The sequence below is a fragment of the Klebsiella sp. CN_Kp088 genome (genome assembly GCF_040064335.1).
GTDB classification, from domain to species: domain Bacteria; phylum Pseudomonadota; class Gammaproteobacteria; order Enterobacterales; family Enterobacteriaceae; genus Klebsiella; species Klebsiella aerogenes.
Map to the genome: position 1 here is coordinate 1 of NZ_JBEAIQ010000020.1, position 24,187 is coordinate 24,187.

Consider the following 24,187-nt stretch of genomic DNA (forward strand, 5'->3'; position numbering starts at 1 on the left):
CGGTGGCGCTGTCGCTTACCGGGGCTACAGAGTTGTGCTATTTGGTAGCCCGGATAAGCGTAGCGCAATCCGGGGATCTGCTCGTTTAGCGGCGAACCGGCGCGTCGCCGGCGACATAGTAGGCCGCGGTGCTGCGCGGTAACGGCTGACGCCCGCGAATGGCATCGGCCATCTTCTCGCCAATCATGATAGTGGTGGCGTTCAGGTTGCCGGTAATAATCTGCGGCATAATCGACGCGTCGACGACTCTCAACCCTTCCATGCCGTGGACGCGGCCTTCGCCGTCGACCACCGCCATGTCGTCGTACCCCATCTTACAGGTGCCGCACGGGTGGAACGCGGTCTCGGCGTGATTACGCACAAACTCATCTAACTCCGCATCGCTCTGGCACTCAACGCCAGGGCTGATTTCGCGCCCGCGATATTTATCCAGCGCCGGCTGGTTCATGATTTCGCGGGTAATACGGATGGCGTCGCGGAACTCCTGCCAGTCCTGGTCGCTCGACATATAGTTGAACAGGATTGCCGGATGGGCATGCGGGTCGCGCGATTTCAGACGCACGTGACCGCGGCTTGGTGAACGCATCGAGCCAACGTGGCACTGGAAACCATGCTCTTTAACCGCATTGGATCCATTGTAGTTAATCGCCACCGGCAGGAAGTGGTACTGAATATTCGGCCAGGCGAATTCCTCGCGGCTGCGAATAAATCCGCCCGCTTCAAACTGGTTGCTGGCGCCGATCCCGGTGCCGCCGAACAGCCATTCCGCGCCGATTTTCGGCTGATTCCACCATTGTAGCGCCGGGTACAGCGATACCGGCTCTTTGCACTCGTACTGCAGGTACATCTCAAGATGGTCCTGCAGATTTTCACCGACGCCGGGCAGGGCGTGGACCAGCGGAATATCAAACTGGCGCAGGAGTTCCGGATTGCCGACCCCGGAACGCTGCAGAATCTGCGGCGAGGCGATGGCGCCGGCGCAGAGCAGCACTTCTTTATTGGCCATTGCTTTCGACGGCGCGCTGCTGTCGCCTTCCAGCCACTCGACGCCAACGGCGCGTTTGCCGTCAAAAATAATGTGATCGGTCATGGCATGGGTACGGATGGTCAGGTTCGCGCGGCTGCGGGCCTGATCGAGATAGCCGCGGGCGGTGCTGGCACGGCGTCCCTGCGGCGTCACGGTGCGGTCCATCGGGCCAAACCCTTCCTGCTGATAACCGTTGAGATCGTCAGTACGCGGATAGCCCGCCTGCACGCCAGCTTCCACCATTGCATGAAACAGCGGGTTATTATTCTGTTTCGGCGTAGCGACGCTCACCGGGCCGTCGCCGCCGTGATAGTCGTTAGGGCCGATGTCGCGGGTTTCCGCTTTCCGGTAATAGGGCAGGCAGTCGAGGTAGCTCCAGTGTTCCAGCCCCGGCGCGGCGGCCCAGTTATCAAGGTCCATGGCGTTGCCGCGGATATAACACATGCCGTTAATCAGCGAGGAGCCGCCGAGCCCTTTACCGCGTCCGCACTCCATGCGGCGGTTGTTCATATAGGGTTCCGGTTCGGTCTCATAGGCCCAGTTATAGCGTTTGCCCTGTAGCGGGAAAGCAAGCGCGGCGGGCATCTGGGTACGGAAGTCAAAACGATAGTCCGGACCGCCCGCTTCCAGCAGCAGGACGGTGGTGTTGGGATCTTCCGTTAAACGCGTCGCGAGGACGTTGCCGGCGGAGCCGGCGCCAATAATGATGTAGTCAAACTGCAAAAATGACCTCCTGGTTAAAATATGGATTGAAACTGACCCATCTCAACCTGGATGGATTTTACCTGGGTGTAGCTTTGTAGCGTCATCACGCCGTTTTCGCGGCCAATGCCGGAGTGCTTATAGCCGCCGACCGGCATTTCCGCCGGCGATTCTCCCCAGCTGTTTATCCAGCAAATGCCGGCTTCCAACTGGTGGATGATGCGGTGAGCGCGGTTCAAATCCGGCGTGACGACGCCAGCGGCAAGGCCGTACTCGGTGGCGTTGGCGCGGCGAATCACTTCCGCTTCGTCGTCATAGCTGAGAATCGACATCACCGGTCCGAAGATCTCTTCGCGCACGATAGTCATGTCGTCGGTGCAGTCGGTGAAGACCGTCGGAGCGACCCATGCGCCATTATCGAAGCCTTCGCCTTTCATCACATCGCCGCCGCACAGCAGGCGAGCGCCTTCGCTTTTGCCGCTCTCGATATAGCGCAGGACATTCTGGCGATGCGGGAAGCTGACCAGCGGGCCGAAATTGGTATCGTCGGCAAACAGGTCTCCGGCGCGGATACGGCCCACGCGCTCCAGGATCTTGTGTTCAAATTCGGCTTTAAACTTCGCGGGCACAAACACGCGGGTGCCGTTGGTGCAGACCTGACCGGAGCTGTAGAAATTGGCCATCATGGCGATATCGGCGGCGAGGTCGAGGTTGGCATCTTCCGCGATAATCAGCGGTGATTTACCGCCCAGCTCCATGGTCACCTCTTTTAAAGAAGAGGCGGCGGAGTTGGCCATGACTTTTTTGCCGCTGGCGACACCGCCGGTGAAGGAGATTTTGGCGATATCCGGATGCTCGGTCAGGTACTGGCCGGTTTCGGCGCCGATTCCCGGCAGGACGTTGAAGACCCCTTCCGGTAGACCCGCTTCGCGGTAGATTTCCGCCAGCTTCAGCGCGGTGAGCGGAGTGACTTCGCTCGGTTTAAAGATCATCGCGTTACCGGCGGCCAGCGCCGGGGCCGATTTCCACAGCGCTATCTGGATCGGGTAGTTCCAGGCGCCAATACCGGCGACTACGCCAAGCGGCTCGCGGCGGGTGTAAACAAAAGAACTGTCGCGCAGCGGGATCTGGCTGCCTTCCAGCGCCGGGATCAATCCGGCGTAGTACTCCAGCACATCGGCGCCGGTTACGATATCGACGGCGGCGGTTTCGCTCAGCGGTTTGCCGGTATCAAGCGTCTCCAGACGCGCCAGCTCATCGTTACGTTCGCGCAGAATATCAACCGCTTTACGCAGGATCCGCGAGCGCGCCATCGCGCTCATCGCCGCCCACACTTTTTGCCCCTGTTGGGCGCTTTTTACCGCGCGGTCGACGTCTTCACGCCCGGCGGCCTGGACGGTTGCCAGCACTTCCCCAGTGGCAGGGTTGATGGTCTCGAAAGTTTTACCGCTGGTGGCGGCGACAAACTTGCCGTGAATATAAAGCTGCTGTTCGGCCATTCGGGACATGGTTTCCTCCATTATTGCGAAGTCGGTGGCAGATACTGACTGATGAAATGGTCGGCGAGGGTTTCGGCACGCGTTTTGTCGAGCGGTTTACCGCTTAACGCCGCCCGCAGCCACAGGCCGTCGATCAGCGCCGCCAGACCGTAACCTGCTTCCTGCGCCTGCTCGCGGGGTAGCTGACGCTGAAACTCATACACGATGTTCGACAACAAACGCTTACTGCTGACCTGCTGCAGGCGATAGAGCATCGGCTGATGCATACTGCTGGCCCAGAAGGCGAGCCACGCCTTCATCGCCGCGCCGCTTATCTGGCTGTCATCGAAATTGCCGGCGACGATGGCCCGCAGGCGCCGTTCAGCGCTGGCGCCGGGTAGCGCCCGCAGCCGCTGTAACACCGCATGGCGTAGCTGGCCGGTGATGTCGCGCATCGTCGCTTCCAGCAGTCCGTTTTTATCCTTGAAATAGTGGCTGATGATGCCCGTCGATACGCCCGCCCGGCGGGCGATCTGCGCGATGGTGGCGTCATGCATGCCGACCTCATTAATCGCCGCCAGCGTGGCGTCGATCAGCTGCCGCTGACGTATCGATTGCATCCCCAGTTTTGGCATTTCCCGGACTCCATTCATCAGATTTGTTTATCTATTAAAGCGGTTTTTGATTGGACGTTCAATATAAAATGTGTCTTAATTGTTGCCGATTTGCTTTTTAATAGTTGCAATAAATGTAAGGAGAATGGATGACAGACCTTTCGCCGAGCAGAGAAAAGGACAAAATCAATCCGGTGGTTTTTTACACTTCCGCAGGACTGATTTTGTTGTTTTCCCTGATGACTATCTTCTTCAGCGATTTTTCCGCGGCCTGGATTGGCCGTACCCTGAACTGGGTTTCTAAGACATTTGGCTGGTATTATTTACTCGCCGCCACGCTGTATATCGTGTTCGTCGTCTGTATTGCCTGTTCGCGCTTTGGCTCGGTGAAGCTGGGGCCGGAACACTCGAAGCCGGAGTTCAGCGTGCTGAGCTGGGCGGCGATGCTGTTTGCCGCCGGTATCGGCATCGACCTGATGTTCTTCTCGGTCGCCGAACCGGTCACGCAGTATATGCAGCCGCCGGAAGGGGCGGGGCAGACCATGGAAGCGGCGCGCCAGGCGATGGTGTGGACGCTATTCCACTACGGCCTCACCGGCTGGTCGATGTACGCCCTGATGGGAATGGCGCTGGGATACTTTAGCTATCGTTATAATTTGCCGCTCACCATCCGCTCCGCGCTCTATCCTATCTTCGGGAAAAAGATTAATGGCCCCATCGGCCACAGCGTCGATATCGCCGCGGTGATCGGTACGATTTTCGGCATCGCCACTACCCTCGGTATCGGCGTGGTGCAGCTCAATTACGGCCTGAGCGTGCTGTTCCATATTCCTGATTCCTTGGGCGCAAAGGCGGCGCTGATTGTAATGTCGGTGATTATCGCCACCATTTCGGTGACCTCCGGCGTGGATAAGGGCATTCGTATCCTTTCCGAGCTCAACGTGGTACTGGCGCTGGGGCTGATCTTATTCATTCTGTTTATGGGCGATACCGAGTTCCTGCTCAATGCGCTGGTATTGAACGTCGGGGATTACATCAATCGCTTTATGGGAATGACGCTAAACAGCTTCGCCTTCGACCGCCCGGTTGAATGGATGAATAACTGGACGTTATTCTTCTGGGCCTGGTGGGTGGCGTGGTCACCGTTCGTCGGCCTGTTCCTGGCGCGTATTTCGCGCGGGCGCACCATTCGCCAGTTTGTAGTGGGTACGCTGATTATTCCGTTCACCTTCACCCTGCTGTGGCTGTCGGTATTCGGCAATAGCGCGCTGTATGAAATTATTCACGGCAATGCAGATTTTGCCGCCGAAGCCATCGCTCACCCGGAGCGCGGTTTCTATAACCTGCTGGCGCAGTATCCGGCGTTTACCTTTAGCGCCTCGGTCGCCACCATTACCGGCCTGCTGTTTTACGTCACCTCAGCGGACTCCGGCGCGCTGGTGCTCGGCAACTTCACTTCGAAGCTGAAGGATATTAATAGCGATGCGCCGAACTGGCTGCGCATCTTCTGGTCGGTGGTGATTGGCCTGTTGACCCTCGGTATGCTGATGACTAACGGCATCTCCGCGCTACAGAACGCGACGGTGATCATGGGGCTACCGTTCAGCTTTGTGATTTTCTTCGTGATGGCGGGGTTATATAAGTCATTGAAGGTGGAAGATTATCGCCGCGAAAGCGCCAATCGCGACACTGCGCCGCGCCCGCTTGGCGTGCAGGATCGTCTGAGCTGGAAAAAGCGCTTGTCACGCTTAATGAACTATCCCGGCACGCGCTATACCCGCCAGATGATGGAGACGGTGTGCTTCCCGGCGATGGAAGAGGTGGCGCAGGAGCTGAAGCTGCGCGGCGCTTACGTTGAGCTGAAAAGCCTGCCGCCGGAAGAGGGCGATAACCTTGGTCACCTCGATCTGCTGGTGCATATGGGCGACGAACAAAACTTCGTCTACCAGATTTGGCCGCAGCAGTACTCGATTCCCGGTTTTACCTACCGGGCGCGCAGCGGCAAATCGACCTACTACCGTCTTGAGACTTTCCTGCTGGAGGGGAGCCAGGGCAATGACCTGATGGATTACAGCAAAGAGCAGGTGATCACCGATATTCTCGACCAGTACGAGCGACACCTGAACTTTATTCATCTACACAGGGAAGCGCCGGGGAATAGCGTCACCTTCCCTGGAATGTAAACCCGCTTTTACCAGGGCGTCATGTAATAAATGACGCCCTTTTTTTGCAATCTAATACATTGTCAATTTACAGCTTTAATTATTAAATAGCCATTTAATGTACTATTTGTGCTTAATTAAATTGTTTTATTTGTGTTATTACTGGTTGTCATATAGTCATGGGGGAGTATCTACGCTTAAATATCGTTATTTGCGAATTATGGAATGAAATAATGGGTCCTCCAGGATTGCTTCCAGGGGCGACAACGATATCACGTTTTAAATTCGTATAAACCGCACTATTAATAATAAAAATCATTACATGAGAAATATAATGGAGAAATATTCAGGGATCATCATTTGGGGGCCATTCTATGCGATGATGGCCGCGGTTATCTTCTGTTTTGCCAAAGGTTTTTTCCACTACTGGATGATCAAAAGGGATCCTGTAGCGACCCGCGCCAGTATCGTCTCTTATTATCCTAAAGCACCGAACGATCGTGGCGAGGTGAGTATTGTATTAACGTATAGCTTTAGTGCCGGAGGTAAAATTTATAGCAAAGCTAATCAGTTTATGACTATTAATACTGTGGATCTCGATAAGGTTTATGTGGGAAAAGAGGTGCCCGTGATCTACTATCGGGCTAATCCGAAGTTCAGTCAGTTAGATTATTATCATCAGGAGTTAAGACAGAGATGATAACCTTTGTGGAGGGAATAACAGCAGCCAGGTAGGCCCGGCTCCTGTTGTAGTATCAGAGACAATAAATAGCCGATAACTATTTCGCCGCCAGCTCCCGGCGAATAATATCCGCCCCGGCGCTTAGCGCATGTAGCTTACCGCTGGCGACCTGACGCGATAACGGCGCCATGCCGCAGTTGGTTGATGGATAGAGCTTGTCGGCGTCGACGAACTGCAGGGCTTTGCGTAGCGTGCTGGCCACCTCTTCTGGCGTCTCAACGGCGTTGGTCGCCACATCGATAGCTCCGACCATCACTTTCTTGCCGCGGATAAGCTCCAGTAGGTCCATCGGTACGCGCGAGTTGTGGCACTCCAGCGAAATAATATCGATAGAGGAGGTCTGGAGTTTCGGGAACGCCTCTTCATACTGGCGCCATTCGGAGCCGAGCGTTTTTTTCCAGTCGGTATTGGCCTTAATACCGTAGCCATAGCAGATATGCACGGCGGTTTCGCATTTCAGCCCTTCAACGGCTCTTTCCAGCGCGGCGATCCCCCAGTCATTGACTTCATCAAAGAAGACGTTAAACGCGGGTTCATCAAACTGAATAATATCTACCCCGGCGGCTTCTAATTCCCGGGCTTCCTGGTTGAGAATTTTGGCAAATTCCCACGCCAGCTTTTCACGGCTTTTATAGTGATTGTCATACAGCGTATCGATCATCGTCATTGGCCCAGGCAGGGCCCATTTAATCGGTTTGTTGGTGAGTTGACGCAGGTATTTTGCATCTTCCACAAACACCGGCTGCTGGCGCTCGACGGCGCTGACAACGGTCGGCACGCTGGCGTCATAGCGGTTGCGAATTCTCACCGTTTGCCGTTTCTCAAAATCGACGCCGCTGAGATGTTCAATAAAGGTGGTGACAAAGTGCTGACGCGTCTGCTCGCCATCGCTGACGATATCAATGCCTGCGCGCAGCTGATCGTCGAGCGATAAACGCAGCGCATCGCGCTTTCCTAATACCAAGTCTTCATTCTGTAATTTCCACGGTGACCACAGCGTCTCGGGCTGCGCCAGCCAGGTCGGTTTCGGTAAACTGCCTGCGGTGGATGTCGGGAGCAATGTTTTCATACAGGTGACCTTTATTTTTTTATGATTTAGAGAGCGTAATGAGCTGACCATTGCTCAAGAATATGCTGGTACGGCTTAATAAACTGTTGTTCGGTAAATTTGCCCTGTTCAATCGCCAGGCGGCTACGCTCTTCGCGGTCATAAACAATCCGGGTCAACGAATGATCCTGATTATTCAGGTTCGGCTGGTAGCACTGCCCGGCCGCGGAGTTAGCGTTATAAATTTCCGGGCGATAAATCTTCTGGAACGTCTCCATCGTGCTAATAGTGCTGGCAAGCTCAAGGTTGCTGTAATCGCTGAGCAGATCGCCCGCGCAGAAGAAGGCCAGCGGCGCTACGCTATTGGCCGGCATAAAGTAACGCACCTGCAGGCCCATCTTATTGAAATAGGCCTCGGTCAGCGCCACGCCATCCTGCTGGTACTCGACGCCGAGAATAGGGTGCTGATTGCCGGTCCGGCGGTAGGTATGCTTATTGGAAACGCTCAGGCAGATGACCGGCGACTTTTTAAAACATTCATGGTATTCGGCAGAGCGTATGAAATGTTTGAAAATATTGCCATGCAGAACGCCATAATTTTCCGGCACGCTGAATGTTGCTTTATCTTTATTATATTCCGGCAGTAATACGCTAAAATCATAATCGCGCACATAAGAGGAGAAGTTATTCCCAACAATACCTTCGATTCGCGCGTTGGTGGCTTTATCAATAATATTGGTTTGCAGAATCTCAATCACCGGGAATGCCGCATTCTGGCCGTTATCGCTAATATTCATTTCGACCGAGATGATATCGAGCTCGACGGAGTAGCGGTCGCCGTTCGGGTTGTCCCACTGCACCAGGTTATTAAAGCGATTATCAATCATTACCAGCGCATTGCGCAGGTTCTGTTGACGGTTTTCGCCCCGCGCCAGGTTGGCAAAATTGGTGGTAATACGCGTATTTTCCGCCGGGTTATAGTGTTCATCAAAACGACTACGTTTAATCGTAAAGGTAAAGTCTGTCATCGTCTCTTTCCACCCTGGGTTCTGATATAAAAATGCAGGTATTTCACATTCCCAGAATGACCTTGCGATTTATCTGGATTTATTATTCAGTAGCATTCATATTGTCTGCAGTTGCTGAAGACTATTTTTGCCAGAGTCATTGAGTGAGTGAAAGAGAGTTAATTTCAATACTGCATGAGCCATCTTCATGATCCATCATGTGCTCTGCATAGATGTGCAAGATGGCTTAAGAAAATTGCGCCGGGAGAGGTGCGTGCGGAAAGAAAACGCCCCGGCTTGTGCATCGTTAGCCGGGGCAAGACCGGTTTTACCAGCAGACAAACCCACCGTCGACCACCAGATCCACGCCGGTGCAGAATGAGGCGGCGTCGCTGGCGAGGAACAGCGCCGGGCCGGCCATCTCTTCTACCTTCGCCATGCGCTGCATCGGGGTCTGGCTTTCAAACTCGCGGGTCTGATGCACCATCTCCGGGCGGGTATTCATCGGCGTGGCGGTATAGCCGGGGCTGATGGCGTTGACGCGGATCCCTTTATCAACCCACTCCATGGCCAGGCTTTTCGACAGATGAATAACGCCGGCTTTCGAACAGTTGTAATGCGCCTGATCGAGGCCGCGGTTCACGATAATCCCCGACATCGAAGCAATATTGATAATCGACCCGCCGCCAGACTCCTGCATCAATTCCGCTTCTGCTTTGCAGGAGTTCCATACGCCGGTGAGGTTGATGTCGATAACCCGCTGCCACTGCTCGCTTTCCATCTCCAGGGCCGGATTGGCGTTGGCGATACCGGCGGCGTTAACGGCGATATCGAGGCGGCCATAGCGGCTTTTGGCTAGAGCAACGGCGGCGCGCAGGTCGGCAAGCTGGCGGACATCGCCGGTATAAGAACAGGCCTGGCCGCCGATGGATTCAATATGGCTGACCGTTTCCGCCAGCCCGCCGTCGTCGCGAAGATCAAAACAGACCACCCGCGCGCCGGCGCTGGCGAGCGCGCAGGCGATGGTTTGGCCGATGCCGCTGCCGGCGCCGGTCACGAAAGCGACGCGCTCCTGCAGGTTAAACAGCTGCTGTGCAAAGTCTTTGCCGATCATAGTGATTACTCTCTTCAATATAGTGTCGAACGTCGGGAGCCCGCTTTCCCGGATGGCGGCGCGTAGCGCCTTATCCGGGCTACCGCGTTCAGGACATAATCAAACCGCCATCGATATTGATGGTCTGCCCGGTGAGGTAACGTGCATCGTCGGAGGCGAGGAAGGCCACCAGCCCGGCTACGTCTTCCGGCTTACCGGCGCGCTTCATCGGGATCCCTTCGACCCATTCCGCCATCAGTTCGCCTTTGCCGTAACGCTTTTGCTCGGTGCTGAGAATTTCTCCCCACACGCGATCGTTGTAATCCCACATTTCGCTTTCAATAATGCCGGGGCAGAAGGCGTTGACGGTGATGTTCCACGGCGCCAGTTCGTGGGCCAGGCTTTGGGTAATACCGATCACGCCCATTTTGCTGGCGGCGTAGTGCGGCGTGTAGATAAAGCCCTGACGCCCTTGGCCGGAAGAGGTGTTAATCAGGCTGCCGTGGTTCTGTTTCACCATATATTTAGCGGCCTCGCGGCAGCACAGCCACACGCCGGTGGTGTTAACCGCGAGCACTTTTTCAAAATCGGCTTTTGGCATCCGATCGTAGTAATCGATGGTGATCACCCCGGCGTTCTGAATGGAGACGTCAATGGTGCCGAAGCGCGCGGCGGCCTGCTCATACAGCGACTGTACCTGGGCTTCGTCGGTCACATCGACCTGCAGCGATAAAATATCCGCCTGATAGCGCTGACGCAGGATTTCGGCGGTCTCGTGAACGCGCTCGGCGTTGGAGACCATCACCAGATTAGCGCCGTCGCGGGCAAAGCGCTCCGCAATACCTGCGCCGATGCCGCGGCAAGCGCCGGTGATAACCACCGTTTTATTATGGAAATCTCGTTGCATATTTTTTCCCTTTCGATAAGCCGGGCGCCAGGCCCGGCGGAATACGTGTATACGGTTGCCGATTAGCTGGAGGTGGCGCCGTTCGGCGGGATGGCGGCCAGCTTCTCTTCATGGCGGCGCATCAGGATGACTTTGTTCTGCAGCTTCTGCTGGAACTGGTCGACGACAACGGCGGTGACGATCACCAGGCCTTTAATGACCATCTGCCAGAAGTCGCTAACGCCCATCATCACCATGCCGTCGGCAAGGAAGACGATCACGAAGGCGCCGATAATCGAGCCGGTCACCCGGCCACGGCCTCCTGCCAGCGCGGTTCCGCCGAGCACGGTGGCGCCGATGGCGTCCATCTCAAACATGTTGCCGGTCATCGGGTGGGCGGTTTGTAGCTGGGAGGCGACGATCAAGCCGACGAAGGCGGCGCACAGGCCGGAGAAGGCGTAGACGAAAATTTTGGCTTTGACGATCGGTACGCCGGCGAGGCGAGCGGCGGATTCGTTGCCGCCAATAGCGTAGATGTAGCGACCGAGCGGCGTTTTGGTGGTCAGCCAGTAGCCCAATACCAGGAAGCCGATCATCAACCAGATCGGCAGATAAACGCCAAGCAGGGTACCGGAGCCCAGCGTGGCGAAACCGGTATTGCCCAGCGCTTCCATGCCGTTGAGGTTCGGGTAGGTGCTGCCGTTGTTAAACAGCAGGGCGGAGCCGCGGGCGACGTACATCATCCCTAAGGTGCAGATAAACGGCGCGACGCCGAAGCGGGTAATCACCGCGCCGTTAACCAGCCCTACCAGCACGCCGAAGACCGCGACGCAAAGGATGACCTCCGGGACGTTAAAGAAGATGATATCGCCGTTCCATAGCGGTAGCCCGTTGGTCAGCAGCGCGCCCGCGACCATCCCGCAGATACCCGCCACCGCGCCGACGGACAGGTCAATGCCGCCGGTGAGGATCACCAGCGTCATACCGATGGCCAACAGGCCGGTAATCGCCACGTGCTGGGTCATGATCAGCAGGTTAGAGGCGGTCAGGAAGTTCGGTACCATCACGCTGAAGAATGCGATCACCAGCAGCAGGGCGATGAAGGTTCTGGCCTTCAGCAGGTACATATAAATCATATATTTCTGGTTCATGATGGATTCCAGCCTGATTAATCTTGAGGTGTTGAAGCCGCGATTAACTTTTCGCGGGTCACCGCATGGCGCGGTAAATCGGCGGTAATGCGGCCATCGGCCATCACCAGGATGCGGTCGGCCAGCGCCATCACTTCATCCAGCTCCGAAGAGGAGAACATAACCGCCAGCCCCTGCTGGGCCATTTTGCCGATCAGGTGATAGACGTCGGTTTTTGCGCCGACGTCGATACCGCGCGTCGGTTCGTCGAGGAACACCACCTGCGGCTGGGTCATCAGCGCCTTACCCAGCACCACTTTTTGTTGATTGCCGCCGCTCAGCGAGGTGATGGGCAAATTGGCGTCGCTCACCTTGATAGCCAATTGCTGAATCATCTCTTTTACGCAGGACTCTTCTTTCTGCGGATTCAGCCACCGCCAGGCGCGGCGAAAACCCTGCAGGCTAAAATCAGAGAGCGTCATGTTGGATTGAATCGACATCATCTGCACCACGCCTTCGCCCTGACGGTCTTCCGGCACCAGCGCCAGCCCCTTTTTCAGGCGGTGTTGAAAGCGAGATTTGCCGATGCTTTCGCCGTTAAGATGTACCTCGCCGTTCTGGCAGGGCATCAAGCCAACCAGCCCTTTGAACAGCTCGGTGCGCCCGGCGCCCAGCAGGCCGTAAATGCCGATCACTTCGCCTTTGCTGAGGGTAAAGGTGACATCATTGAGTTTGTAGCCGCCGCTCGGATGCAACGCGGTCAGCCCCTTGACGTCAAGCACCGCGTTGCCTTTTGGCGCGGGCTGATAATCAAAGTGCTTTTTCTTATCGCCGACCATCTGTTCGATGATCCACGGAACGCTGGCGTCGCTGACGTTGCGTTCGCTGATGAAGCGACCGTCGCGGAAAATGGTGATGTTGTCGCCAATCTCCATCAGCTCTTCAAGGCGATGCGAAATATAGATAATGGTGACACCGCGGCGCTTAAGCTGCTCGATGACCTTAAACAGCACTTTGACCTCGGACTGGCTCAGCGCCGAGGTGGGTTCATCCATAATCAGCACGCGGGTGTCTTTTGATAGCGCACGGGCGATTTCAACCAACTGCTGATGGCCAATCCCCAGTTCGCCCAGCTGCGTGTAGGGATCGACGTCGAGCTCCAGCCGCTCCAGTAGCGATTTAGCTAACGCATATTGATATTTCTCGTTGATGCGTCCTTTCTGAAAGAATTCATTAGCCATGAATATGTTGTCCATCACATTCATATTGGGGAATAAATTCAGTTCCTGGAAAATAATGCTGATGCCGAATTTCTCTGCCTGATGGGTAGAGTTTAAAGTCACCGCCTCGCCATCGAGAATAATTTGACCGGAGGAGGGCGTTTCAACGCCGGCAAGCATTTTCATCATGGTGGATTTACCCGCACCATTTTCTCCGATCAGAACGTTAACCTTATTTCGATAGACCCGGTAATTCACGTTATCCAGCGCGGTCACGCCGGGATAAATGCGCGAAAGGCCGCGGGTTTCGATAATCACTTCAGATTCGACTGGTTGGGGAGCGACGATATCTTGCGGCATCATATTATTGACCTCCCGGATGAACGATTTTCGCCGGGGTGATTTCCGGAATAGTTTGTGGAATATCCCAGGCCGAGAAGACGCCATACACTTCTATGTTGTCGCCGGTTTTCAGGTTGGCCGCCTGAATCATTTTGACCGCCTGACTATTAATATTTTTGCTGTATTCGCCAAACAGCACCTGGTCGTTAAAGTCCTGGTAGCTGGCGTCGCGATAACCGTCACGCAGCAGGGTGCCGCGCAGGGTAGGGCCAATCTGCACCACCACATTACCGATGCTGCCATCGGCGAGGGTCATTTTGCCGCTGCGCGAGGCGCTATCCAGCTTGCTGACGGCACCCGCCACCTTAACGTAAAAGATGCACGGGTTTTCGTCCTGGGCACGGTAGCCCAGCGCTTTGCAGGCGCTATCGATATCTTTTTGCGCCTTCAGCGCGCTCATCAACTCCGCCGCCGGGCGGGCGTTGGCGACCACCTGCGGCACGATGCTCTGCTGCCAGGTTTTATCGATGTTCGCCATATGCGGATTGGGCGGGGATTTCAGGTCTGCCAGCTCCTGCTGCGAGACGATGCGGCAGCCGCCAAGCGCCAGAACGGCAAGCGCGAGACAGGTTTTCTTGTACATAATGCTCTCCTCTGCGCCCCCGCAGGGGCGCAACCACCCGAACTCAGGACTTGATGTTGAAGTCCTGAACTTTATCTGCGTTATCCTGGGTAATCAGAATGCCGCGGAACATCACGCGCTGCTTCGCCGGCTTCTCGCCTTTTTGCAGGTAGTTATCCAGATCGGTAACGCCCTGGGCGGCGATGGCCTGCGCCTGGAGCATCACGGTCGCCTGTAGCGTACCGGCCTTTACCGCATCGCGTTCGTCGTTGCTACCGTCGATACCGACGACGATCACATCGTTACGATTGGCCGCTTTTAGCGCCGCGATGGCGCCAAGGGCCACCGGGCCGTTACCGCAGATCACCCCTTTGACATCCGGGTGAGCCTGGAGAATGCTATCCATTATGCGTTTGCCGTCGATCAGGGTGCCTTTGGCATCCTGTTTTGCCACGCTGACCATATCCGGGTACTGGTCAATCACCTGGTGGAAGGATTTAGAACGGGTGACGCAGTTATTATCGGCGAGGTTGCAGGTCAGTTCGGCGTATTTGCCTTTTTCCGCCATTTTCTCAACAAATACGTTGGCGACTTCTGAACCTGCCTGGAAGTTATTATGGGTAATTTGTTCCAGCGCGACATCATCAACCGGAATTTCACGGTTAATTAATACCACCGGAATGCCCGCTTTTTTGGCTTTTTCAATGGCGGCGACGCTGGCGGTGGAGTCGGCGTTATCGAGAATAATCCCCTGCACCTTTTTACCAATGGCGGTATCAATCAGCTCATTTTGCTTTTTGACATCTTCGCCATGCGAGAGCACGGTCGTTTTATAGCCGAGGGCTTGCGCTTTTTCGCTGGCGCCTTTGGCTTCCGAGGCGTAATAAGGATTATCCAGCGAGTTAACCATTATCATAATGGTGCCTTTTTCGGCGCTATGCGCGGCAAAGGAAAAGGCAGTCAGGGTCGCAGCGGTTAAAAGAGTTAAACGTAATTTCATGACTCTGTTCCTATATTTTTATATTCGAACAAATGAGCCCCTGAGCGGGCAGGATTTTACGGTCTGAAATTTCCCCAGAATAAATTCGGGGGTGCGATACATCGTTATGGGCCGGGGGTCTCCTGTAGTGGGTTAATAAGGTTCGTCGCTCAATCTGACGCCGATGGGCATCAGGCTGGCGAATCCGGTTTCCATAATGTTCTGTTTACCGCATGGCGCCACTCCCGCCAGCGCTGCTGTAGTCGCTGGTGGCGGGCCATGTCGGGTTGAAAAGCGCTGTGTTCGGTTAAAAAGGCTTGCAGGTCGGCGGTCTCGCCCGGAGTGAGGGCTTTGCGGGCGAGTAGCGCCGCGCCGATGGCGGACAGCTCCGGGATATCGCTGCGCATTACCGGGCAGCCGAGCAGGTCGGCCTGATATTGCATCAGCCAGTCGTTGTTGGTTGGGCCGCCGTCGACCATTAACGCCGTCAGGGTGAATTCATTGTGGTGGCGCATCGCAGCCACCACGTCGGCGATTTGATAGGTAATGGATTCCAGCGCGGCGCGGATCAGGTGCGCGCGCTTGACGCCGCGGCTGAGGCCGCAGATCACCCCGCGGGCGCTGTCATCCCACCAGGGGGCGCCGAGCCCGGTCAGTGCCGGCACGAAGTAGACCCCTAAGGTCGAATCGACGGAGGCGGGCAGGGTATTCAGCTCGTGGGCCAAATCGGCTGCTGAGAGTTCGCTCAGCCCGGTGCTGTCAGCCATCCATGCTACCGCATCGCCGGTATGGGGAATGTTGCCTTCCAGCCCCCACACCAGTTGGTCGCCATCGTGCCAGGCGACGGTGGTCGCCAGGGCGGCAATATCGCACTGGGCCGATTTTACCGGCGCCATCACCGAGGAGCCTGTGCCGTAAGTGGCTTTCACACAGCCAGCTTCGCCAAGCGCGTGGCCGAAGAGCGCGGCGTGGGAGTCGCCAATCATCGCCATCACCGGAATACCGTCGGGGATCGCCGCCAGCCCTTTGGTGTAGCCGAAGAGTCCGCTCGACGGTTTAATCTCCGGCAGCGCCGCGCGCGGAATACCAAACAGCGTCAGCATTTCGTCATCCCACTCGCCGCGGTGCAGATTCAGCAATTGGGTGCGGGCGGCGTTGGAATAATCGCAGAAGAAGGATTGTCCGCCGGTTAAATTCCACAGCAGCCAGCTGTCGATAGTGCCGAGGCAAATCTCGCCGCGTGCGGCAAGCTGATAGCCATCGGGAGTGGCGTCCAGCAGCCAGCGCATTTTGGAGGCGGAAAACAGCGGCGCAATCGGCAGGCCCGTGGCGTGCTTAATGCGCTGCTCCTGACGATCGCGACGCAGCGTGTCGCAGAACGCGGCGCTGCGGGTGCACTGCCAGGTGATGGCGGCGTTAATGGGTTCGCCACTGGCGCGATACCAGCCGATGGCGGTTTCGCGTTGATTGCTGATAGCCAGCGCCGCAACGTTTTCCGCGCCGACGTGAGCCACCGCTTTGGCGATCACCGCCAGCGAGGCCGCCACCAGCGCCTCGCCGGATTGTTCCACCCAACCTCCGCGCGGGGTTTGGATCGCCAGCGGCTGCGAGAACTTGACGCTAACCTTGCCTTTGCCGTCCAGCACCACGGCTTTCGCGTTGGTGGTGCCTTCATCCAGCGCAATGATGAACTCTTTGGCTGTCGCCTGCATATGATGCTCTCCTCGGTCACCCATTGTCCTGGAACGGCGGAAACAGAGATGGTCTCCGGCCATTGCATGCGTCTATGCAGGCCATGATGTGACATATCGTTATCGCTTTTTAATCACTGAATATATATTCGATAGTGATTATTTATTTGATACCTTAAGCCACAACCCGGTGATGGGCTACCTGAAAAATCATCAATTGTGCTGGCAATCACATTTCGCAGATTGGGAATATGACACGAAGATGGAGAAGTGAATGGATTAACTTATTGAATTACAATGATTTATTTTGCAATCCCTGCTGCTAAAAAAACAGCGCCAGGGATTGACGAGGCGGGAAAATGCGGCGAGTTAGTCGCTAACCAATAGTCTGGCGGTGGGGTAATCGGTGATTAAAACATCGATATAGCCGCCGGTAAGCGCGCCTTTAATTGCCGCGACTTTGTCGGTGCCGCCGGCCAGCGCGACCACGTTCGGACATTTTTTGACTTTCTCCAGCGCCATGCCGATCACCGGATCTTCATCTTCGCGTAACACCGGCTGGCCGTATTTGTCGTAGTAGTGCAGGCAGATATCGCCAACCGCGCCGCGCGCCGCCAGCACCTGCAGCATATCTTCGTGATAATAGTTACCCGACGTTTTCAGCAATTGGGAAGGTTCGAGAATTCCAATGCCGACAATGGCGATATCGACCTCGTCAAAGCGTGAAACCACGTCGGCGACATCTTTGCTGGCCAGCAGGCGATTGCGCTCTTCCATGGAGCCTTCGATGCTCTGCGACGGCAGCAGCCAGGCATCGCAGTTAAGACGCTGGGCCAGCGTCTGGGTGAGGATCGTCGCCTGCACGTTGCCGTTGGGCCCGACGCCGCCAAGCAGTTGGATGACGCCGCTGGCCTTCAGGTTTTGCGCGTGAACCTCATCAACCATCGCGCGGATGGTCGAACTCCATGAAGAGACGCCAATCAGATCTTTTGGCCGCAGGCGGGTTTCCAGGTAGTGCGCGGCGGCGGAGCCAATCGCCCGCTTGATGGTATGGTCGCTGGCCTCTTCTTCGGTATCGACCACCACCGCCTGTTTAAGCCCGTAGCGATCCTCAAGCCCCTTTTCGAGATTGAGAAAGATATTCGATGGCTGCACGACGCTGATTTTGACGACGCCCTCTTTTTGGCAGCGGGTAATCGCACGAGAGACAAATGACTGAGACAGCGAGAGAAGTTGGGCGATATCAGACTGCTTTCGTCCTTCCAGATAGTAAAGCGTGGCAATCTTCACCAATAGCCGTTGTTCATCCTGCTTAGCCATATTTATCCTCGTAAATCATTTATCGCCTTTCTTCAGGCGTTTAGCTGCAGCCATTATCGTAGTGACTTCTATCATACGCGAAAAAAAATCACACTTAAGTGTGATGGTGGTCAAATTTTTACCACTCATCAAAATCGACTATGGACAAAAACAAAACAGCCAGGCCATAATCGAATAAAGAATCATCATTGAATATATATTCAAGGTGGCTTTGAGTCAACGAGTTTATCCGGGCTTGCCTGGAGCGGGAGGCAGAATGTTCCTGAGTACGGCGCAGTGGTGTAAGGCTAACCACCGACATGGGGATATCTGGTTTTTTTAGTTCCTGTTGGAATAAATATTCCACATTGAAAATAAATTCAGAGGTATTAAATGAATCCCTACAGATTTGATATCCAGACGCTTGAGCGCAAAGCGCGCGCCGTGCGCCGCCACATTGTCCGCTTAAACGCCAATAGTCCGGCTGGCGGTCACACCGGGGCTGACCTGTCGCAGGTCGAATTGTTAACCGCGCTCTATTTCCGCGTACTCAATGCGGCGCCCGATCGTCTTGACGACCCGCAGCGCGATATCTATATCCAGTCGAAAGGCCATGCGGTGGGCTGCTACTACTGCGTACTGGCGGAAGCCGGTTTCTTCCCGATCGATTGGCTGGAGACCTACCAGCACGCGAACTCGCACCTTCCCGGTCATCCGGTGCGGCAGAAAACGCCGGGCATTGAGCTTAACACCGGCGCGCTGGGCCACGGTTTGCCTGTAGCGGTGGGGCTGGCGCTGGCCGCAAAGAAAAGCAACAGCCCCCGCCGCATCTTTTTAATCACCGGCGACGGCGAACTGGCGGAAGGCAGTAACTGGGAGGCGGCGCTGGCGGCGGCCCATTATGGCCTCGATAACCTGGTCATTATTAATGATAAGAACAATCTTCAGCTGGCCGGGCCAACCCGTGAAATTATGAATACCGATCCGCTGGCCGATAAATGGCGCGCCTTCGGCATGGAAGTCAGCGAATGCGACGGCAACGATATGGCCTCGGTGGTCGCGGCTATCGAAGGGCTGCAGCAGAACGGTAAACCTAACGTCATTATTGCCAACACCACGAAGGGCGCGGGCATCTCCTTTATCCAGGGGCGCCCGGAGTGGCACCACCGGGTGCCGAAAGGCGAGGAAATCGCACTGGCGCTGGAGGAACTGAAAGATGAGTAATGCAGAACACCTGGCGAACGTGATGGTCGAGGCGTTTATCGCCGCGGTGGAAAAGGGCGTCGATCTGGTGCCGGTGGTCGCGGACTCCACCTCAACGGCCAAGATCGCTCCCTTTATTAAGCTGTTCCCCGGACGGCTGGTTAACGTCGGTATCGCCGAGCAGAGCATGGTCGGCACCGCCGCGGGGCTGGCGCTCGGCGGTAAAGTGGCGGTGACCTGTAACGCCGCGCCGTTCCTTGTCTCCCGTGCTAACGAGCAGATTAAAGTCGATGTCTGCTACAACAACACCAACGTCAAGCTCTTTGGCCTTAACGCCGGGGCCAGCTATGGCCCATTGGCCAGTACCCACCATGCTATTGACGACCTGGCGGTAATGCGCGGTTTCGGCAATATCCAGATTTTCGCCCCCTCCACGCCGCGCGAATGTCGGCAGATTATCGACTACGCCCTGGCGTATCAGGGGCCGGTTTATATCCGCCTTGACGGCAAGGCGCTGCCGGAGTTGCATGACGAAGCGTACCGTTTTGTGCCCGGCGCGGTGCTGACCCTGCGCGAAGGCGCAGCGGTGGCGCTGGTGGCGACCGGTTCAACCGTGCACGAAGTGGTGGAGGCGGCGCAGCAGCTTGCCGACCTCGGCATTGAGGCGAAAGTGGTCAGCGTGCCGTCGATTCGTCCCTGCGATACCGCGGCGCTGCTGGCGGCGCTGCAGTCATGCCGTTCAGTTATTACCGTCGAAGAACATAACGTCAATGGCGGGCTGGGGAGCCTGGTCGCCGAAGTGCTGGCGGAAGCGGGTACGGGGATTGCCTTGCAGCGTCTGGGGATCCCGGATGGCGAGTATGCAGCGGCCGCCGATCGCGGATGGCTGCGTCAACATCACGGTTTTGACGCGGCGTCGATTGTCGCGCGGGTACAGAAAATAGCGCAGTGTTGAAAAAAACGCCCTCCCGGCGGGGAGGGCGTCAGACATTAATATTATCAGAAGTGGGTGTTGACGCTCATATACCAGGTACGGCCGGATTCGTTATAGGTCTCCGCGCCAGCGCCGTACATATAACCTTTGTCGCCGCCGGTGGTTTGGGCGTTACCCGCGCGCCAGTGGCGCTTGTCGAAGACGTTATCCACGCCGCCGGTCAGGCTGACGTTTTTGGTCACGTCCCAGGTCGCGCTCAGGCCGAGGATGCTATACGGGCTGACCTCGTTCTTCTCGCTGCCGGTGACCGGCTGGCCTTTGTAGTTGTACTTCTTCGGTTCCTGCTTGCCGTACCAGGTGAAGGTCGATTGCACAGAAACGTCCTGATAAACCTGCCAGCTCAGCGTTGAGTTCAGCGTGTATTCCGGAATAATCGACAGGCGATCGCCGGTCTCTTTGTTCTTACTCTGCAGCATGTAGGTGATGTTGTTGGTCCAGTTCACCGTCTCGCTGACCGGCACGTTCAACGTGCCTTCCAGCCCTTCAACTACCGCTTTCGGCACGTTTTCCCATTTGTACAGATCGGTGCCTTTGCCGTTGGTATAGACCGGAGCATAGCCTGCTTCAATCTTGTTGCGGTAATCGTTACGGAACCAGGTGACGCCCGCCAGCCAGCCGTCGCGTTTGAACTCCAGGCCGATCTCTTTGTTGATGCTGGTCTCTGCTTTTAAGTCATCATTCCCTTGCAGATAGCAGCCGGATTTACTCGCATAGCAGCCCTGGCCTTTACTGTAGAGAATATAGTTGGGGTTGGTTTGATACAGGCTCGGCGCTTTATAGGCGCGAGCGATACCCATTTTCAGGGTAAAGTCGTCGCCCAGACCCTGCGACAGGTTCAGCGACGGGCTCCAGTTATTACCAACGATGCTGTGGTGATCGAAACGCAGCGCCGGCGTCAGCATGGTGGTATCGGTCACTTCCATGTTGTTCTCGGCGAACAGCGAGAAGATTTCCGCTTTTGAATACGGGCTGCGGCCGGTGCTGTCGTAGCCCGGGATTTCACCGCCGGAGAGTTCCTGGGTATTAGAGGCGTTGTCCTTCATGCGCTGCTGGTTCCATTCGGTACCCAGCGTCAGATTCTGGTTAACCCACAGATCGAACGGAATATTGACTTCGCTGTGCAGCATCACGTCGGAGAGATCGATATCCGAGAACTGGTTGCTGCTGAAGATCCCCTCGGTGCCGCCCGCCAGGCCTTCGCCTTTACGCGAGTTGCGGGTGTGTTCGTACTGCGCCCAGTTGCTGGTTGTCACGCCGTTATCCCAGCCGCCGTTCCAGGTCACGGAGTAAGTATTGCGATAGAGACGGTTGGTCTCTTTACCGTAGTTCTCTTTCACCAGATCGTTGCTGTTGGTGTTTTGCGTATCACCGGCGTACAGGTTGCCCTGGCGGCTATAGCCAGCTTCAAACTCCAGCGACTGCATCGGCGCGAAATCCCAGCGCACCACGCCGTTGATGTTTTTGTTTTCTACCCCTTCACGCCCGGCGGGCAGGGTATCGGCGTAAATGCCGGTACGTTCAGACTGGTGGCCCTGGTTGATATCCCAGGCGTCAGCCTGGGTTTTATCGAGGTTACCGTACATGCGGAAGCTGAAATCGCCGCCCAGCGGGCCGCTGAGGCTAAAGTCGGTACGCTTGGTCGCGCCTTCGTCTTTATGCTCCGGCATGTTCATGTAGGCGTTCCACGAACCATGCCACTGGTTGTCGAATTTTTTCGTAATGATGTTGACCACGCCGCCCGCCGCGCCGTTACCGTAACGCGCCGCCGCCGGGCCGCGGATAACGTCTATACGTTCGATCATTTCCGGCGGTACCCAGCTGGTATCGCCGCGGGTGTCGCGTTCGCCGCGCCAGCCGAGACGAACAGAGTTACGGCTGGTCACGGGCTTACCATCAATCAGGATTAAAGTGTTTTCCGGGCCCATACCGCGAATATCAATCTGGCGATTGTTGCCGCGCTGGCCGCTGGTGGAGTTGCCGGTCAGGTTGACGCCCGGCATGGTACGGATGATTTCAGAGACGTCGCGCGCCGGCGGACGTTTGCGAATTTCATCGGCGGTAATGGTGGAAACGCCCGGCGCCTGTAGGTTTTGCACCTCGGCGGTGACCACCATCGTTTCTTCACCGGCGGCTTGTTTACTGTCGGTGGTTTCTTCCGCCGCGCACAGCGGGAATGCCACCCCGTAGATACCCAGATTGACCATTAAGGCCAGGGACTTAATCCTGTTATTCATTGTAAGTCAGTTCCGCTTTTCTTTGCCGCTTTCCCCAGAAGCCCCTTCCCACCGGGAGAGGAGGCGGCATAAATGTAGCCAGTAGAAGGTGAACGCTTTCCGTAGCCGACCGAGCCAAACGCTCTGAAAAGACCCTCTCTGACCTTGATTTAATGTAATGAGAAGACGCGCTACCCATAGGCGCGTTAATACGCTATTGCAAATGCAAATAGTTATCAATAATATTATCAATAAATATTACCTTTGTTGATAAAAATCACGGTAAACATAGGGTTACTGACGGAATGCAAATAACGGGAAGTGACGACTGGTGGCGGGGGATCGCCGGCCCGCAGACAGAGGCGCTGGGCGACGCATATCGGGTGACCTTCTGGTGGCGCGATCCGGCAGGCAGCGAAACCACGTCGCCGATTCGGCGGGTGTGGATTTACATTACCGGCGTCACCGATCATCACCACAACGCGGCGCCGCAAACCCTGCAGCGCATCCCAGGTACCGATGCCTGGTGCTGGCAAACCACGCTCCCCGCCAGCTGGCGCGGCAGCTACTGTTTTATTCCCTCCGAACGCGACGACGATTTTTCCCCGCAGCTCTTTAACGGTGAAGCGCCGGACCGCGCGCTACTGCGCGAAGGCTGGCGCAAACTGCTGCCGCGGGCGGTTGCCGATCCCCGCAATCCGCAAAGCTGGAAGGGGGGGCGCGGCCACGCGGTCTCAGCGCTGGAACTGCCGCAGGCGCCGGAACAGCCGGGTTGGCATTATCGCGAGCCGGTTTCGCCAGCGCCGCGCTGTATTGAATGGCGCAGCCAGCGATTAGGAAACCAGCGACGAGTGTGGATTTACACCACCGGCAGTGGGGCGGATCGCCCGCTGGCGGTCCTGCTTGACGGCCAGTTCTGGGCCGAAAGCATGCCTGTCTTTGCGCCGCTGGCGGGGCTGACGCGGGAAGGCCGCCTGCCGCCGGCGGTCTATGTGCTGATCGACGTTATCGACAATCAACACCGCGGCGTGGAGCTGCCCTGCAATCGTGATTTCTGGCTGGCGGTACAGGAAGAACTGCTGCCGCTGGTGCAGGCCGTGGCGCCATTCAGCGATCGCGCCGACCGGACGGTAGTAGCGGGGCAGAGCTTCGGCGGTCTGGCGGCGATGTATGCCGGGCTCCACTGGCCGCAGCGTTTTGGCTGCGTTCTGAGCCAGTCGGGGTCGTACTGGTGGCCGCAGCGCGGCAGTAGCCAGCCGGGAGTGATACTTGAACAACTGCAGCGCGGCGAGCTTCGACCGCAGGGGCTGCGTATCTGGCTGGAAGCCGGCGTGCGCGAGCCGATTATTTTTCGCGCCAACCAGGCGCTTTTCGCGCAACTACGGCAGAGCACGCCGTCCGTTTTCTGGCGCCAGGTTGACGGCGGTCATGACGCGCTATGCTGGCGCGGCGGGCTGACGTCCGGGCTTATCCAGCTGTGGCAGCCTTTGCGCCGCGGGCAACAACACGCGCTTAATGAGGAGTGAGAGATGCAATTCAGCAACCCCTTCGACAATCCGCAAGGGCAGTTTTACATTCTGCGCAACGCACAGGGGCAATATAGTTTGTGGCCGCATCACTGCGCGCTGCCGACAGGCTGGACGGTGGAGTGTCCGCCGCAGTCATTAGAGGCCTGCAACGCCTGGCTTGCCGCCAACTGGTCAACCCTTATCCCAGCGCACTACGCCTCCTGAGG

The 24,187-nt window shown here is 56.5% G+C and carries 20 protein-coding genes; 6 read left to right on the forward strand and 14 right to left on the reverse strand.

Annotation, left to right across the window (positions count from 1 at the left end; translation table 11 throughout):
• Window positions 1–85 precede the first annotated feature (85 nt).
• From betA to betI, 3 genes are read right to left on the reverse strand one after another with little or no spacing between them, the layout of a single operon-like run.
• Window positions 86–1,750: a choline dehydrogenase gene (betA, locus tag ABLV08_RS10160; RefSeq protein ID WP_015367798.1), complete on the reverse strand. Its 1,665-nt coding sequence runs from the start codon at window positions 1,748–1,750 to the stop codon at window positions 86–88.
• Between the two features lie 14 nt (window positions 1,751–1,764).
• A complete protein-coding gene (betB, locus tag ABLV08_RS10165; protein ID WP_348855808.1) occupies window positions 1,765–3,237 on the reverse strand; it encodes a betaine-aldehyde dehydrogenase in 1,473 nt (490 codons plus the stop codon).
• Between the two features lie 11 nt (window positions 3,238–3,248).
• Window positions 3,249–3,842, reverse strand: coding sequence for a transcriptional regulator BetI (gene betI / locus ABLV08_RS10170; RefSeq protein ID WP_015367796.1), 594 nt, complete (start codon window positions 3,840–3,842; stop codon window positions 3,249–3,251).
• A gap of 128 nt (window positions 3,843–3,970) precedes the next feature.
• On the opposite strand from betI, the gene ABLV08_RS10175 reads away from it, so the two are divergent.
• Together ABLV08_RS10175 and ABLV08_RS10180 are read left to right on the forward strand one after the other, a co-directional pair.
• Window positions 3,971–6,004 carry a choline transporter gene (locus tag ABLV08_RS10175; RefSeq protein WP_348855809.1) on the forward strand — a complete coding sequence of 678 codons (2,034 nt, stop codon included), beginning with the start codon at window positions 3,971–3,973 and terminating at the stop codon, window positions 6,002–6,004.
• 313 nt (window positions 6,005–6,317) lie between these two features.
• Window positions 6,318–6,683 carry a hypothetical protein gene (locus ABLV08_RS10180; RefSeq protein WP_348855810.1) on the forward strand — a complete coding sequence of 122 codons (366 nt, stop codon included), beginning with the start codon at window positions 6,318–6,320 and terminating at the stop codon, window positions 6,681–6,683.
• A 79-nt stretch (window positions 6,684–6,762) separates the two neighbouring features.
• Here ABLV08_RS10180 and ABLV08_RS10185 read toward each other — a convergent pair whose 3' ends face one another.
• The 10 genes from ABLV08_RS10185 to ABLV08_RS10230 form a co-directional block, all read right to left on the reverse strand.
• Window positions 6,763–7,794, reverse strand: a complete 1,032-nt coding sequence (locus ABLV08_RS10185; protein ID WP_348855811.1) for a methionine synthase — start codon at window positions 7,792–7,794, stop codon at window positions 6,763–6,765.
• A gap of 26 nt (window positions 7,795–7,820) precedes the next feature.
• The gene (locus ABLV08_RS10190; RefSeq protein WP_348855812.1) at window positions 7,821–8,801 is read right to left on the reverse strand and encodes a DUF1852 domain-containing protein; all 981 of its coding nucleotides are present in this window, start codon (window positions 8,799–8,801) and stop codon (window positions 7,821–7,823) included.
• Between the two features lie 307 nt (window positions 8,802–9,108).
• Window positions 9,109–9,894 (reverse strand): SDR family oxidoreductase, encoded by a 786-nt coding sequence (locus tag ABLV08_RS10195; RefSeq protein ID WP_015704697.1) that lies wholly within the window; start codon window positions 9,892–9,894, stop codon window positions 9,109–9,111.
• 88 nt (window positions 9,895–9,982) lie between these two features.
• Window positions 9,983–10,780, reverse strand: coding sequence for an SDR family oxidoreductase (locus ABLV08_RS10200; RefSeq protein WP_045361948.1), 798 nt, complete (start codon window positions 10,778–10,780; stop codon window positions 9,983–9,985).
• Window positions 10,781–10,842: 62 nt separating this feature from the next.
• Complete coding sequence (locus tag ABLV08_RS10205) at window positions 10,843–11,910, reverse strand: ABC transporter permease (RefSeq protein WP_015367789.1); 1,068 nt, start codon at window positions 11,908–11,910, stop codon at window positions 10,843–10,845.
• Window positions 11,911–11,927: 17 nt separating this feature from the next.
• Window positions 11,928–13,472 (reverse strand): sugar ABC transporter ATP-binding protein, encoded by a 1,545-nt coding sequence (locus ABLV08_RS10210; protein WP_032714036.1) that lies wholly within the window; start codon window positions 13,470–13,472, stop codon window positions 11,928–11,930.
• Between the two features lies 1 nt (window position 13,473).
• Window positions 13,474–14,094: a DUF2291 domain-containing protein gene (locus ABLV08_RS10215; protein WP_015367787.1), complete on the reverse strand. Its 621-nt coding sequence runs from the start codon at window positions 14,092–14,094 to the stop codon at window positions 13,474–13,476.
• Window positions 14,095–14,137: 43 nt separating this feature from the next.
• Window positions 14,138–15,073: a D-ribose ABC transporter substrate-binding protein gene (locus ABLV08_RS10220; RefSeq protein WP_015367786.1), complete on the reverse strand. Its 936-nt coding sequence runs from the start codon at window positions 15,071–15,073 to the stop codon at window positions 14,138–14,140.
• A gap of 170 nt (window positions 15,074–15,243) precedes the next feature.
• Window positions 15,244–16,764, reverse strand: coding sequence for an FGGY-family carbohydrate kinase (locus ABLV08_RS10225; protein WP_348855813.1), 1,521 nt, complete (start codon window positions 16,762–16,764; stop codon window positions 15,244–15,246).
• Between the two features lie 348 nt (window positions 16,765–17,112).
• Entirely contained in the window at window positions 17,113–18,063 is a 951-nt protein-coding gene (locus ABLV08_RS10230; RefSeq protein WP_015367784.1) for a sugar-binding transcriptional regulator, read from the reverse strand.
• Window positions 18,064–18,435: 372 nt separating this feature from the next.
• Between ABLV08_RS10230 and ABLV08_RS10235 the strand changes: the two genes are divergently transcribed.
• Together ABLV08_RS10235 and ABLV08_RS10240 are read left to right on the forward strand one after the other, a co-directional pair.
• Window positions 18,436–19,266, forward strand: coding sequence for a transketolase (locus ABLV08_RS10235; RefSeq protein ID WP_015367782.1), 831 nt, complete (start codon window positions 18,436–18,438; stop codon window positions 19,264–19,266).
• Complete coding sequence (locus tag ABLV08_RS10240; RefSeq protein WP_047063586.1) at window positions 19,259–20,200, forward strand: transketolase C-terminal domain-containing protein; 942 nt, start codon at window positions 19,259–19,261, stop codon at window positions 20,198–20,200. Before ABLV08_RS10235 ends, ABLV08_RS10240 begins: the two co-directional genes overlap by 8 nt.
• Before the next feature lie 44 nt (window positions 20,201–20,244).
• Here the strand turns inward: ABLV08_RS10240 and fepA are convergent, their stop codons facing one another.
• On the reverse strand, window positions 20,245–22,473 hold the full coding sequence (gene fepA / locus ABLV08_RS10245; RefSeq protein WP_020079377.1) for a siderophore enterobactin receptor FepA: 2,229 nt from the start codon (window positions 22,471–22,473) through the stop codon (window positions 20,245–20,247).
• A 236-nt stretch (window positions 22,474–22,709) separates the two neighbouring features.
• On the opposite strand from fepA, the gene fes reads away from it, so the two are divergent.
• Both fes and ABLV08_RS10255 read left to right on the forward strand, forming a co-directional pair.
• On the forward strand, window positions 22,710–23,978 hold the full coding sequence (gene fes / locus ABLV08_RS10250) for an enterochelin esterase (RefSeq protein ID WP_348855830.1): 1,269 nt from the start codon (window positions 22,710–22,712) through the stop codon (window positions 23,976–23,978).
• Between the two features lie 3 nt (window positions 23,979–23,981).
• On the forward strand, window positions 23,982–24,185 hold the full coding sequence (locus ABLV08_RS10255; RefSeq protein ID WP_015367778.1) for an MbtH family NRPS accessory protein: 204 nt from the start codon (window positions 23,982–23,984) through the stop codon (window positions 24,183–24,185).
• Window positions 24,186–24,187: the final 2 nt, after the last annotated feature.